We start from the raw sequence: 11952 nt of genomic DNA on the forward strand, positions 1-11952 counted from the left end.
GAATGCGCACGGCCGGGGCGGGTGGAGGCCCCTGACCGTGGACCCACGGCCCGTCGACCGCAGAGACAAGGACAACCATGGACCCGTTGAAGGCCCTGCTGGGCACCCACCTGTTCGACCTCGTGCCGGAGCCGGTGTTCGCCCTGAGCCCCGAGGCCCGGTTCCTCATGGTGAACCAGGCCGCCGCGCGCTACCTGGGCCGGCCGGCCGGGGAGATCGTGGGCCGGGAGGTGGGGGAGCTGTTCCCCCCCGAGCAGGCGGCCCGGCAGCGGGAGGTGATCGGACGGGTCCTGGCCACGGGCGAGCCCTTTCTCGAGGAACGGGAGACCCCCATCGGCTCGGAGACCTTCGTGTTCCAGTACGCCGTGTGCCGGGTCGACGACCCCGAGGGCGGCCCGCTGGGGGTGCTGGGCATGGTCCGGGACGTCACGGCCCTGGTGCGGCTGGAGCGCTGTTACGCCGAGCTCTATGAGCGGGCCACCGACGCCCTGTTCGGGGTCGACCGGGAGGGAAGGATCCGGGTGATCAACCGGGAGGCCGAGGCGCTCTCCGGGTACCGCCGGGACGAGGTGGAGAGCTTCCACTTCTCCAAGGTGGTCCCCCCGGACGAGGCCCGGCGGCTGCGACGGTACTTCGAGGCCCGCGTGCGGGGCGAGGACGCGCCCACCCAGTACGAGGTGCGGTTCGTCCGCAAGAACGGCGAGGAGCGGTGGGCCGAGGTGCGGATCTCCCGAGAGACCTCATCGGTCGGGGCGTTCCAGGCCTCGGTGCGCGACATCACGGAGCGCAAGAAGCTCGAGGCCCTCCGCCGGGAGTTCCTGCAGCTGGTCGGCCACGACATCAAGACCCCCCTGACGGTGATCCAGGGCTTCGCGGGGGCACTGCGCTCGGGCGTGTACGGAGAGCTGCCCGAGCCCCAGCGCCAGTGCATCGAGCAGATCCTCGACGCCAGCCGCCGGGTCGGCTCGATGGTGGAGCGGTTCCTCCTGGCCGAGCGGCTGGCCCAGGAAGGCGCGTGGGAGGCGAAGGCAGGTCCCGTGGCTCCCGTGTTCGAGGCCGTGGTCCGGGCGCTGGCCCCTGCGGCGCGGGACCGGGGCATCCGCCTGGAGATCGAGTCGCTCGTTCCGTCGGACGCCCGGGTGGCCGATGCCGAGGGGTTCCGCCATCTGGTCGAGAACCTGGTGTCCAACGCAGTCAAGTTCACCCCGGCCGGGGGCCGGGTGGAGGCGCGGCTGGAGGCCCGGGAGGGCGGCATCGATCTGGTGGTGAGCGACACGGGCCGAGGCATCCCGGCCCAGGACCGGGAGCGGCTGTTCGAGCGGTTCTTCCGGGCCTCGAACGCCGGCGGGACGGCCGGCTCCGGCCTGGGGCTCCACATCGTCAAGCTCCTGGTGGACCGGGCCGGCGGCCGGCTCGAGGTGGAGAGCGAGGAGGGAAGGGGAACCACGTTCCGGGTGTGGCTGCCGGGAGCGCCCCGTTGATCCGGTCTCCTTGGGGGGGTACCCTGAGAGCGACCTCAGAGGACGGGGGGGGACGGACGCCGTCTAGGATTCTCGAAGACGGGAAGGGCGGAGACAAGCCATGCCTACGGTTTCGATCGATGCGTTTGCGCGGGAATGCCGGCGCTATCTCCGGCAGCTCCGGGAGCGCGGCGAGGCTCTCGTGGTCGAGGACGGCGGGGTAGAGATCGCTCGCGTCATGCCGGCCATCGGCCCCTTGACGGCCAGCCAGGCCCTTGCAGACCTTTACGGGATCTTGTCACCTGACGAAGGGGAGGCGTGGCTTGCCGACGCACGCAGGGCGGCCGATCACCTGGACGATGAGATCCGTGACCCATGGGGGTACTGATTGACACCTGCGTCTGGATCGACGTGGAGCGGGGTGTCCTGCACCCGGAACAGGTCCAGCGGATCACGGGCGACCATCCCGTGTACCTCTCTCCGGTCACCGTTGCGGAACTTCGCTTGGGCGTAGAGATCGCGGATCGCGAAGACGTCCGTCAAAGGCGGCAACGGGCGTTGGAACGACTCCTCACCAAACCCGTGCTGCCGATCGACGCCATGACCGGCCAGGTGTTTGGGCGCCTCGCTGCGGCCCTTCGAAAAAGGGGCTCGGGGCATCGCCGGCGCGTTCGGGACTTGTGGCTCGCCAGCCAGGCCGTGCAACACGGCTACTTTCTATTGACGCGGAACCAAAAAGATTTCGAAGGGATCCCAGAGCTCCAGCTCCTCACGATTGAAGAGAAACGCCGTCGGAGAAAAGGAGAGAGACGAAGTGTCCGATGAGATCGTTCGAAAGACGGCCGAGACCGCGAAGCTCTACTTCGAGGGGGTGGAGGGGGAGCGGCCCTACGACCTGTGGAAGGCCTTCGACAAGGGCCTGGCCCGGGACCTGTCGCTGTTCATCACGGGTCAGATGTACGCCCGGGAACGGATTCCCCACACCGTGCGCCAGATGATCACCGTGGCCGCTCTCACGGTGCTGGAGAAGACCGAGGAGCTGGAGCTCCACCTCCAGGCCGCCCTCAACGTGGGGTGTAAGCCCCGGGAGCTCGCGGAGGTGATCTTCCAGACCGCGGTGTACGGCGGGGTGCCGGCCATGAACCAGGGGCTCAAGGCCCTGCGCCGGGTGCTCCAGGCCCGGGGCCAGTGGCCCATGCCCGACGAGGGCTGAGCCCGTGGCCCGGGCCCGCCGGAAGCCCGCGCAGGCCACGGCCGAGCCCCGGCCCGGATCGGCCGTGCTCAACAAGGTGAAGCTCGCCGTGGCCATGGGGCTCATCGGCCTGGTGGCCGTGTTCGGGGTGCGCAGCCTCGCCCCCCGGTTCGTGGGGCTGGCGCTGCTGGCCATGGCGGTGGGCGTGTTCTCGGCCCTGACCACGGCCGGCCCCACCTACGACGCCACCTGCCCCGCCTGCGGCCGAAGGTTCGCCTTCACCCGGGCCCTGGGCATGCGGACCCTGCGCTGCCGCCTGTGCGGCCGCCGGCTGCGGCTGGAGAGGGGGGACGGCGGCCTCCGCCTGTCCGCTTACGCGAAGAAGCTGGGAAGCTAGAAAGCTGGAAGGCTAGAAAGCTATTAACCCGGCGCTAACGCTCCCTGCTCGGAGGGGCAAGGGACCTGCCGGAGAGCCGGGCGCGGCCCCTTAGCTCGCCGCGCAGCGGCTATGCTTGTCCAAGGTCTTTTCGCCTTTCGCCTTCTAGCCTTCTGGCTTTCCAGCCTCCCAGCGGGCCGAAGGCCCAAGGTCACCCCGCCGGCCAGACTCGTTCGCCCGTGGCCACATCGAACCCCACGAGCTCCAGCGGGTTCAGGTACAGGAGAACGCCCTCCCCCGGCTGCTCCCGGGCCTCCGGCGGGCGCTCCACCGTGATCCGTTGCCCTCCGGCGTCCAGATGGAGCAGGACGGCCCCGCCCAGGTACTCGCGCTCCTCGACCCGACACCGCAGGGGACCCAGCCCCGGTCCGCTTCCGAGCCGGGCCGAGTGGGGCCGGAAGCCCAGCTCCAGGGGGCCGGGGGGCGCGGGCCCGCCCCCGCACCCCGCGGGCCACGGCAGGGCCTGGTCCCCCACGTGGAGCACGGCCCCGTCTCCGGTACGCTCCACTTGGATCCTCACCAGGTTCATCGGGGGCGAGCCCACGAACCCGGCCACGAACCGGTTAGCCGGAAGCTCGTAGACCTGGCGGGGTGTGCCCACCTGCTGGAGGCGCCCCCGCCGGAGCACGGCCACCCGGTCCCCCAGGGTCATGGCCTCCACCTGGTCGTGGGTCACGTACACCGTGGTCGTGCCGAGCCGCTGCTGGAGCCGGCGGATCTCGGAGCGCATCTCCACCCGGAGCCGTGCATCCAGGTTCGACAGGGGCTCGTCCATGAGGAACGCCCTGGGCCGGCGCACGATGGCCCGGCCCAGGGCCACCCGCTGGCGCTGCCCGCCCGAGAGCTCCCGGGGCCGGCGGCCGAGCAGATCCTCGATGCCCAGTAGGGCGGCGACCTCCCGGACCCTGGTCTCCACCTCCTCCCGGGGAACCTTGCGCACCCGCAGGGGGAACGCCAGGTTCTCGGCCACGGTCTTGTGGGGGTACAGGGCGTAGGTCTGGAACACGAAGGCCAGGTCCCGGTCGCCGGGCTCCACGCCGTCCACCCGCCGGCCGCCGATCCACACGCCCCCGGAGGTGGGCGCCTCCAGCCCGGCCACGATCCGCAGCGCCGTGGACTTGCCGCACCCCGAGGGCCCCAGGAGCACCAGCAGCTCCCCTTCACGCACCCGCAGCGTGAGCTCCCGCAGGGCCTCCACCCGGCCGAACCGCTTGGTCACCCGGTCCAGGAAGATCTCGGCCACGTCCTGTTTCCTTCCCGGTAACTTCGGTCGTTGGTCGTCAGTCGTTGGTCGGCGGTGTGGGGCCTTCGGCCCGCTAGGCAGCTAGGCGGCCAGGCGGCTCTTGAACCGCGTCATCGGGGGCATGGGGTCTGCTGGAGAGCCGCGTGCGGCTCCTTAGCTCGCCGCGCAGCGCCTCCAACGCTTGCACCGTGAAACCGTTCGCCCCCGGTCGGACCGTCATGAAGCCACCGTTGCTGCCTCCTGCCTGCGCGGCGAATCTCATGCCCGGCTTCGCGCGCGGCCGGAAGCAGACCCCATGCCCCTCGCTCCCGAAAAGCGCGGGGATTGAGGCAAGTTCCTTTTTCACAAACAGGCCGCCTCGCGGCCAACCGGAGTTTCCAACCTGCATTCGAGGTGAGTGCTTTCGGGCCGATCGTTCCTGCGCTTAGAGAGACGGCCTCGCCGAAGCCGCTACGGCTCCGGACCGGCCGGACCTAAAGCGGCGGGCATTCGTCTCCTGTTTGCGGCAGCTTGGTATCAGGCTCCCTTGACCCCGCCGGCCGTGAGCCCGGCCACGAGCCGGCGCTGGAACACCAGGAACAGCGCCAGCACGGGCACGGTCATGAGCACCGAGGCGGCCATGACCCGGTCCCAGGCCGTGTGGTAGGAGCTGAACAGGTGGTACAGCCCCTTGGCCAGGGTGAACTTTTCCGGCGAGTCCAGCAGGATGTAGGCCAGCAGGAACTCGTTCCACGCGATCAGAAAAGTGTACACGCCCACCCCGGTCAGGGCCGGAGCCGACAGCGGCAGCACCACCCGCATCAGCACCCCCGGCCGGGAGCAGCCGTCCACCCGGGCCGCCTCCTCCAGCTCGGGCGGCAGCGCCCGGAAGTAGTTGGCCAGCATATAGAGCGACACGGGCAGGGTCTGGGCCAGGTAGGCCACCACCAGCCCGGCCAGGGAGTCCCGGAGCCCAAGCCCGGTGAGCAGGGCGAACAGGGGCACCACCAGGAGGATCGGCGGGATCAGGTAGATCAGCCCCAGGGCCAGGCCACCCAGCCGGCGGAACCGGAACCGGAGCCGGGCCAGGGCATAGGCCCCCGGCGCCGCGATGGCCAGGTCCAGCGCCACCGTGGCCCCGGCCACCACGAGGCTGTTGGCCAGATACCGCAGGAACCCCTGGGTGAACAGCACGTCCCGGTACGCCGCCAGCGTGGGGTGCCGGGGCCAGAACCGGGGCGGCAGCGCGAAAAGCTCCGAAAACGTCTTGGTGGACGACAGGGCCATCCAGTAGAACGGGAACGCCACCGCGGCCGTCAGGAGCGCGAGCACGACCGCGGTGCCCAGGGCCGGGCGCCTCACGGGAGCCACCTCCGGCACAGGGGGATGCCGGCCGCCAGCAGCAGGGCGAGGAGCAGGGCGCTTCCGGCCGCGGCCGTGCCGAAGTCGTGGAGCCGGAACGCGGTGTCGTAGATCCACAGGGGCACCACCCGGGTGCCGGCCGCCCCCCCGGTCAGCAGGAACACGTCGTCGAACTTGTTGACGGTCCACAGGAACCGCACGGCGAACACCAGGGCCAGCACGCCCCGGAGCTCCGGCCAGGTCACGTGCCGGAACCGCTGCCACGGCCCCGCCCCGTCGACCCGGGCGGCCTCGTACAGCTCCGGGGGCACGGCCTGGAGCCGCGCCAGGACGAACAGCATGGCGAACGGAAAGTACCGCCACCCCTCGAACGCCACCACCGCCCCCAGGGCCAGGGGCTCGGTGGAGAGCCAGGCCACGGGGCCGTCCACGGCCCCGGCCCGCTGGAGCGCCCAGTTGACCGCCCCGTACACGGGGTCGAGGAGCCAGCGCCACACGAACGCCACCGACACGGCCGGCGCCACGTAGGGAAACAGGAACAGGGCCCGGAACACCCCCCGGCCCCGGAACGGCCGGTTCACGGCCAGGGCCGCGGCCAGCCCGAGGCCCACCGACAGGGTGACCCCGGCCAGGGCGTACACCACGGTCACGGCCACCGCCCGCCACAGCTCGGGGTCGGTGACGGCCCGCAGGTAGTTGGCCAGGCCGGCAAACGGGGCCGGCCCCCCCAGGGTGCCGAGCCGGACCTCGTGGAGGCTGGTCCACAGGTTGTAGACCAGGGGAAACGCCACCACCCCCACCACCGAGACCAGGGGCAGGGCCAGCAGGGCCCAGGCCAGCCGCTCCTCGGCCCGGCGAAGGGCCTCGGCCGGATGGGTGTCGGCGCCCGCCGGCCTCATCGCCGGGCCGCCAGGTCCGCCACCTTGGCCCGGAGCCAGTCCAGGGCCTGCTCCGGCGGCTCCCGGTCGTCGAGCAGGCGGCCGATCATCTCCGGCACCCGCTTCGAGGCGTACAGGTCGCCCACGAGCCGGGCGCCCCCGGGCCTGCCGAAGCCCCACCGCGCCAGCCGGGTGAACCCCTCGGCCAGGGCGTCGGGCAGCCCCGGGTCGTAGGGCGCGAACAGGGCCTGGTCGCGCCAGCGGGCCAGGGCCCGGCGCCGCACCGGCATCTTGCCGCCGGGGGCCATGGCGAGCCAGTCGGGGTAGCCGGGGCCCAGGAGGAAGGCCACCCACTCCCGGGCCTCCGGCCGGGCCCCGGCCAGGAGGCCCAGGGCGTACACCTCGCCGTAGGCGGTCGGCCGGCCCGTCGGCCCCTGGATGGCGGCCACGAACCCGGTGCGGCGGGCCAGGTCGGGCACGGCCGGCCGGTGCTCGGCCACCAGCCCGGCGATGTCGTCGAGGATGTAGGGGGAGTAGAAGATCATGGCGGCCCGGCCCGTCAGGTAGTACTGCCGGGCCTCCCGCCAGTAGGAGTGGCCGGGGGCCGCGAACGCCGCGAGCTCCCGGTAGAACCGGAGGGCCTCGAGGAACCGGGGCCCGAGGGCCGGCCGGCCGGCGTCGTCCAGGAGCCGCGCCCCGGCCGCCAGGGCCAGGTGCTCGAACACCTGCTGGGTGTAGATCTGCTGGGGGTGGGTGCCGAGCACGATCCCGAACCGGGGCACGGTGGGGTCGTGGAGGGCGCGGGCCGCGGCCAGGATCCGGTCCCAGGTGTCCGGCGGGGGAAGCCCCTTCTCGGCGAACCAGTCCTTGCGGTACCAGATCCCCTGGACCCACCCGTCCAGGGGCACGGCCGCGTACCCCGAGCCCTGGGGAGCGCGCACGAGCCCCAGGGGCCCCCGGTAGAACCCGTCCTCCCCCAGGTCCCGGATCACGGCGGTGGCGGCCGCGGCGTCCAGCAGGCCCTCCGCAGCGTACCGGGCCACCTGGGTCAGCCCCAGCTCCACCACGTCGGGCAGCCGGCCGGCCGCCCGGGCCGAGGCGAGCTTCTCGGGCAGCACGTTCTCGTCCACCGGCACGACCCGGACCTCCACCCCGGCACGGGTCTCCGAGAACCGGCGGGCCAGCGCCTGCTGCACCTCCATGCGGTCCTGCTCCACCTCGGCCGTCCAGAACACGACCTCGGTGGCCTCCGGAGGCCGGCGGCAGCCCCCGAACAGAGCCAGCACGGCGACACCGACGAGGCACACTCGCAGCGAGCCCATGGCAGGCACCTCCGGAAGGGGCGGGGAACCACCCGGCCGAATCTATCGCCGGCCGCGGGCGTGTCAAACCCGGGGGCTCACCCCCTTCGGCCCAGGGCCTCCAGGACCCACTCGGCGAGCCGGTCGTACACCTGGGCCGCGGCCTCGTCCACGTGGGGGCCGAGGCACTGCTCCTCGACCCGCTCCAGGTACCCGGCCCAGGCCCGCTCCAAGGCCACGGCCACCCCGGCCCGCCGGGCCGCCCCGCCCACCGCTCCGCCGGGCAGGAGCCGCTGCCACAGCCCCCCCGGCCGGCCCGGGCCCACCGTGCCCCGGAACAGGGGGATCTTCCGGGTGGCCGTGATCTCCCGGACCAGGGCCCGGCGATCGGGCGGAGGCGGAGGCCTCAGGCCGGCCCGGGCCAACGCCTCGGCCGCCTGCCGGGCCAGGTCCTCGCCCGCCCGGGCCAGGGCGGCCCGGGCCTCCAGGGCCAGGTTGCGCACCGCGTTCACCCGCAGGGGCTCGGTGGCCGCGAGCACGGCCTCGACCCGGTCGCGGTAGTCCGCCGCCGCAGGGTCGAGGGACGCCACCCGTCCGGCCCAGGCCCGGCGGTGGGGTGCCCGGCGGCGGCCGAACCCGGAGCGAAGCCCCGCGGAGATCCCCGCCTTGGCCTGCCGGGCCGCGGCCTCCATGCGCTCGGAGAGCCACCCCAGGAGCGCGTCGGCCGTGTCGGCCCGCCAGGGCCCCCGGCCCAGGCCGAGGGCCGTGCCGGCGCCCAAGGCCCGCCCCGCCTCCGCCACGACCCGCCGCAGGTCGGCCCGGCACCGGGCCAGGATCAGCCGGTCCCGCCGAGCGGCCACCTCGTCCCACAGCTCGTCCCGGAACGACCGGAACGCGTCCCGCAGGATCGGCGTGAGGGCCGAGGACTCCCACGCCTCCCGCAGCCGGGCCTCGCCGGCCGAGAGACCGGCCGGATTCGTCAGGGCCAGCCGGTCCAGGAGCCCGAGCAGGGCCGAGACCACGGCCGGCCGGCCGGCCACGCCCAGCCCCCGCAGGTGCCGAACCACCGACTCCTCCACCCGGCGCAGGTGCTCGGGCCGGCCCAGCTCGGACAGGTCGGCGTTCAGCACGAACCGGGTGACCCCCAGGAGCCCGTACCCCTGCAGGACCTCCAGGAACCGCAGGTCCGCCTCCCGGAGCCCCACCCGGCCCGAGATCACGTACACCACGGCGTGGGCGTCGAGGAGGGCCCGGTCCACCACGGCGCCGTGGGCCGCGTTCCAGGCGTCCACGCCGGGGCAGTCGGCCAGCACCACCCCCTCGGGCAGGTCGGGCGCGGGCACGTCCACCCACACCCGGCTCAGGAACGCGGCCACCTCGTCCCGGGCCACCCAGGCCCACAGATCGCCGTGCGCCCCCAGGTCCTCGACCCGGGGCTCCGGCCCCACCCGGTCGGCCGCGGCCTCGGCCCCCCGGACCAGGGCCCCCAACGCCTCCCGAAGGGGCGAGGGCGGCCCGTCCAGCAGGGCCCGGGCCGCGCGCCGGTGGTCGGGGTTCCACAGGTCCCAGTCCCCCGGCCGGCCCAACGCCTCCAGGTGCAGGCCGAACGCCCGGTTCACCTCGGCCCGGCTCCTCCAGGTGATGCGGACCGCCGCCCGGTCCGCCGGCACCACCTCGGTCACCTGGGCCGTGAGCACCCCCGAGCCCCGGGGCAGCAGGTCCCGGCCCACCAGGGCGTTGGCCAGGGTGGACTTGCCCGACTTCACGGCCCCCACCAGGGCCACCCGCACCCGGGCCTCGCAGGCCCGCCGGGCCGCGGCGTCCAGGTCCGCGAGCCATCCGGCCGCCCGGTCCGCCAGATCCGGCCGGGAGGCGGCGAGGGTCCGGAGCCTCTCCCGGGCCTCGGCCACGGCCCGCTCCACCTCGGCCCGCAGCCGCGCCTCCCGGGCCTGGCGCAGCGGCTCGGTCACCGGCCCTCCCGGTGGAGGGCCCAGGCCAGCTCGGACCACAGCTCGAACCCAGCCCCCTCGGGAAGGGCCCCGGCGGGGTCGCCCGGGGGGGCCCACCGGTGGCCCCGCAGCTCACCGTCCCCGTCCCGGGCCGTGGCCGGGTCCACCGTGAGCCGGCAGCACACCCCCACGTGCACCCGACCCACCTCGGACTCGTCCTCGCTGATCAGCCCCACCACCTCCAGGCCGCCCAGCCACCGCACGGGGTACTCCTCCTCCACCTCCCGCCGGGCGGCCCGGGCCAGGAGCTTCGGCCCGGGGGCCTCGTCGCCGGCCGCGTCGGCCCGGTCGATGTGCCCGCCGATCCCCAGGCTCCAGAAGGCGTGGAGCCGCGCCTCGGTGCCCTGACGGGGGTAGACCAGCACCCGCCCGTCCGGGTCGAACACCGTGACGTAGGGGATCACCTGCTTCCACTCCGGGTCGGTCTCGGCCTCGGGCCGGGGCATCCACCGGGCCCGATCCAGGCCCAGCAGCCCGGCCGCCTCGGTCCAGGACCCGGCCGCGACCCAGGCCCGGGGGGCCTGCAGCGCCGGGTGCAGGGCGGTTCGGGGAACGACGAGAATCCTCTGGCTCTTCATGGTTCCTCCGGTTCGGGGGGTGGCCGGAGTCTGGCACACCGGACGGTTTCGCCTCAACTCCGCCCGGCACCAGAAGGGCCGGCCCTGATTGAGGGCCGGCCCTTCTGGTGCCTCCAACGTCAGCAGGGATGGACGCTGGAGGTTCCCGCGATGCGGGGCTTTACGTAGGGGATCTTCTTCATGGCGGTCCTCCTTGGGGCCGGCCGTTCCCGGCCCAGCAGTGGGGATCGGGGGCGTTGAACGAGCCCGTGGCCGCGAACGCCCGGGCGGTGCACCCGCCCAGACACTCGCCGTACACCCCGCAGGAGCGGCACTTGCCCTCCGGGGTCTTCTCGCGCATCTTCCGCAGCACCGGTGAGGTGCGCCACAGCACGTCCAGGGGCTGATCGATCAGGTTTCCGGCCGACACCGGGATGAACCCGCACGGGGTCACCTCGCCGTCGGGCTCCAGGTGCAGCGAGAGCTTGCCGCAGGTGCTGCCCTTCACGGCCCCGGGATCGGCCCCGCCCAGCAGGGCCAGGATCGGGTCGTCGAACGACAGCTCGGCCGGCGCCCGGGGCCGCCAGGCCAGGGCGTCCTCGTAGAAGGCCCGCCACTCGCCGGGCGAGAGATCGAGCTCCGCCCGGTTCTCGGCGCCCCGGCCCGCGCACTTGAAGTTGTGCAGGTACACCGTGGTCGCCCCCCGCTCGGCCGCGAGCTCCACGATCCGGCGGTACGAGCCCACGTTGTTCCGGTGGATCACGGCCGACACCGTGGACGTCACCCCGGCGGCCCGCAGGTGCTCCAGGGCGGCCAGGGCCCGATCGAAGCTACCCGGCCGGGCCCGGAACGCGTCGTGCACCTCGGCCGTGGCCCCGTCGAGGCTCACCCCCACCGAGGCGAACCCCGCGGCCCGGGCCCGCCGGGCCGCCTCGGCGTCCAGGAGCCACCCGTTGGTGTTCATGCTGACCCGCAGGCCCCGGTCCGCCGCGGCCCGGGCCACCTCCCACAGGTGGGGGTAGCACAGCGGCTCGCCCCCCCCGAAGTTCACGAACAGCACCCGGCACCGGGCAAGCTCCTCCACCAGGCCCAGCACCCGCTCCAAGGGGAGCTCCGACCGCGCCTGGCCGCGGGAGTAGCAGTGCCGGCACGAGAAGTTGCAGGTGTAGGACAGGGTCCAGTTGACGGTGAGGGGTGCGGTGAGCTCCACGGTCAGGCGTCCTCGGCCACGAGCCAGCCCCGGCTCAGGCACTCGGCCACGAACGCCTCCACGTCCTCGCGGATCTCGTCGGCCGGGGCGTCGTACCGGCCCGCCAGCTCGGCCGCGATGGCGGCGGCGTCCCGGGTGCCGTCGGCCAGGAGCCAGATCTCCCCGGCCAGGAGGTTCAGCTGGTGCATCCGACCGGCGTGGACCAGGATCACCCAGCCCTCGTCGGCCACGTCCTCGCCCCGCTCCAGGGCGGCGAGGATCCGCTCCCGGGCCCCGGGCTCGTCGCGCCAGGCCAGCGAAGGGTTTCGGCGAAGCACGGTCACGG

13 protein-coding genes are annotated in these 11952 nt (G+C 73.6%); 5 read left to right on the top strand and 8 right to left on the bottom strand.

Annotated features, from left to right (window positions below):
- Positions 1-77 precede the first annotated feature (77 nt).
- The 5 genes from DEFCA_RS0113620 to DEFCA_RS0113635 all read left to right on the top strand — a co-directional run bounded on the left by DEFCA_RS0113620 (position 78) and on the right by DEFCA_RS0113635 (position 3049).
- Positions 78-1481, top strand: a complete 1404-nt coding sequence (locus DEFCA_RS0113620; protein WP_025323572.1) for a PAS domain S-box protein — start codon at positions 78-80, stop codon at positions 1479-1481.
- 100 nt (positions 1482-1581) lie between these two features.
- On the top strand, positions 1582-1848 hold the full coding sequence (locus DEFCA_RS0113625; protein ID WP_025323573.1) for a hypothetical protein: 267 nt from the start codon (positions 1582-1584) through the stop codon (positions 1846-1848).
- Positions 1836-2285 carry a type II toxin-antitoxin system VapC family toxin gene (locus DEFCA_RS21600; RefSeq protein ID WP_084319201.1) on the top strand — a complete coding sequence of 150 codons (450 nt, stop codon included), beginning with the start codon at positions 1836-1838 and terminating at the stop codon, positions 2283-2285. Before DEFCA_RS0113625 ends, DEFCA_RS21600 begins: the two co-directional genes overlap by 13 nt.
- Positions 2275-2673: a carboxymuconolactone decarboxylase family protein gene (locus DEFCA_RS0113630; protein ID WP_025323574.1), complete on the top strand. Its 399-nt coding sequence runs from the start codon at positions 2275-2277 to the stop codon at positions 2671-2673. Before DEFCA_RS21600 ends, DEFCA_RS0113630 begins: the two co-directional genes overlap by 11 nt.
- Before the next feature lie 4 nt (positions 2674-2677).
- Positions 2678-3049, top strand: coding sequence for a hypothetical protein (locus tag DEFCA_RS0113635; protein ID WP_025323575.1), 372 nt, complete (start codon positions 2678-2680; stop codon positions 3047-3049).
- 190 nt (positions 3050-3239) lie between these two features.
- Here the strand turns inward: DEFCA_RS0113635 and DEFCA_RS0113640 are convergent, their stop codons facing one another.
- The 8 genes from DEFCA_RS0113640 to pqqD form a co-directional block, all read right to left on the bottom strand.
- Positions 3240-4331 (bottom strand): ABC transporter ATP-binding protein, encoded by a 1092-nt coding sequence (locus DEFCA_RS0113640; protein ID WP_025323576.1) that lies wholly within the window; start codon positions 4329-4331, stop codon positions 3240-3242.
- 516 nt (positions 4332-4847) lie between these two features.
- Positions 4848-5672, bottom strand: coding sequence for a carbohydrate ABC transporter permease (locus DEFCA_RS0113645; protein ID WP_029734087.1), 825 nt, complete (start codon positions 5670-5672; stop codon positions 4848-4850).
- Positions 5669-6571, bottom strand: coding sequence for a carbohydrate ABC transporter permease (locus tag DEFCA_RS0113650; protein ID WP_051463253.1), 903 nt, complete (start codon positions 6569-6571; stop codon positions 5669-5671). The genes DEFCA_RS0113645 and DEFCA_RS0113650 overlap by 4 nt, the downstream gene beginning before the upstream one ends.
- Positions 6568-7872: an ABC transporter substrate-binding protein gene (locus DEFCA_RS19630; RefSeq protein ID WP_025323578.1), complete on the bottom strand. Its 1305-nt coding sequence runs from the start codon at positions 7870-7872 to the stop codon at positions 6568-6570. Before DEFCA_RS19630 ends, DEFCA_RS0113650 begins: the two co-directional genes overlap by 4 nt.
- Before the next feature lie 77 nt (positions 7873-7949).
- Complete coding sequence (locus tag DEFCA_RS22615; RefSeq protein WP_025323579.1) at positions 7950-9821, bottom strand: dynamin family protein; 1872 nt, start codon at positions 9819-9821, stop codon at positions 7950-7952.
- Complete coding sequence (locus DEFCA_RS20845) at positions 9818-10438, bottom strand: NUDIX domain-containing protein (RefSeq protein WP_025323580.1); 621 nt, start codon at positions 10436-10438, stop codon at positions 9818-9820. Before DEFCA_RS20845 ends, DEFCA_RS22615 begins: the two co-directional genes overlap by 4 nt.
- Positions 10439-10616: 178 nt before the next feature.
- Positions 10617-11627: a radical SAM/SPASM domain-containing protein gene (locus DEFCA_RS0113670; RefSeq protein ID WP_025323581.1), complete on the bottom strand. Its 1011-nt coding sequence runs from the start codon at positions 11625-11627 to the stop codon at positions 10617-10619.
- A gap of 2 nt (positions 11628-11629) precedes the next feature.
- The gene (pqqD, locus tag DEFCA_RS0113675) at positions 11630-11950 is read right to left on the bottom strand and encodes a pyrroloquinoline quinone biosynthesis peptide chaperone PqqD (RefSeq protein ID WP_025323582.1); all 321 of its coding nucleotides are present in this window, start codon (positions 11948-11950) and stop codon (positions 11630-11632) included.
- Positions 11951-11952: the final 2 nt, after the last annotated feature.

Origin of the sequence: Deferrisoma camini S3R1 (assembly GCF_000526155.1) — a bacterium.
GTDB lineage: Bacteria > Desulfobacterota > Deferrisomatia > Deferrisomatales > Deferrisomataceae > Deferrisoma > Deferrisoma camini.

Coding starts and splice junctions, on each gene's coding strand:
- DEFCA_RS21600 (WP_084319201.1), top strand. CDS start 1,836: ATGGGGGTACTGATTGACACCTGCGTCTGGATCGACGTGGAGCGGGGT.
- DEFCA_RS0113620 (WP_025323572.1), top strand. CDS start 78: ATGGACCCGTTGAAGGCCCTGCTGGGCACCCACCTGTTCGACCTCGTG.
- DEFCA_RS19630 (WP_025323578.1), bottom strand. CDS start 7,872: ATGGGCTCGCTGCGAGTGTGCCTCGTCGGTGTCGCCGTGCTGGCTCTG.
- DEFCA_RS0113625 (WP_025323573.1), top strand. CDS start 1,582: ATGCCTACGGTTTCGATCGATGCGTTTGCGCGGGAATGCCGGCGCTAT.
- DEFCA_RS0113650 (WP_051463253.1), bottom strand. CDS start 6,571: ATGAGGCCGGCGGGCGCCGACACCCATCCGGCCGAGGCCCTTCGCCGG.
- DEFCA_RS20845 (WP_025323580.1), bottom strand. CDS start 10,438: ATGAAGAGCCAGAGGATTCTCGTCGTTCCCCGAACCGCCCTGCACCCG.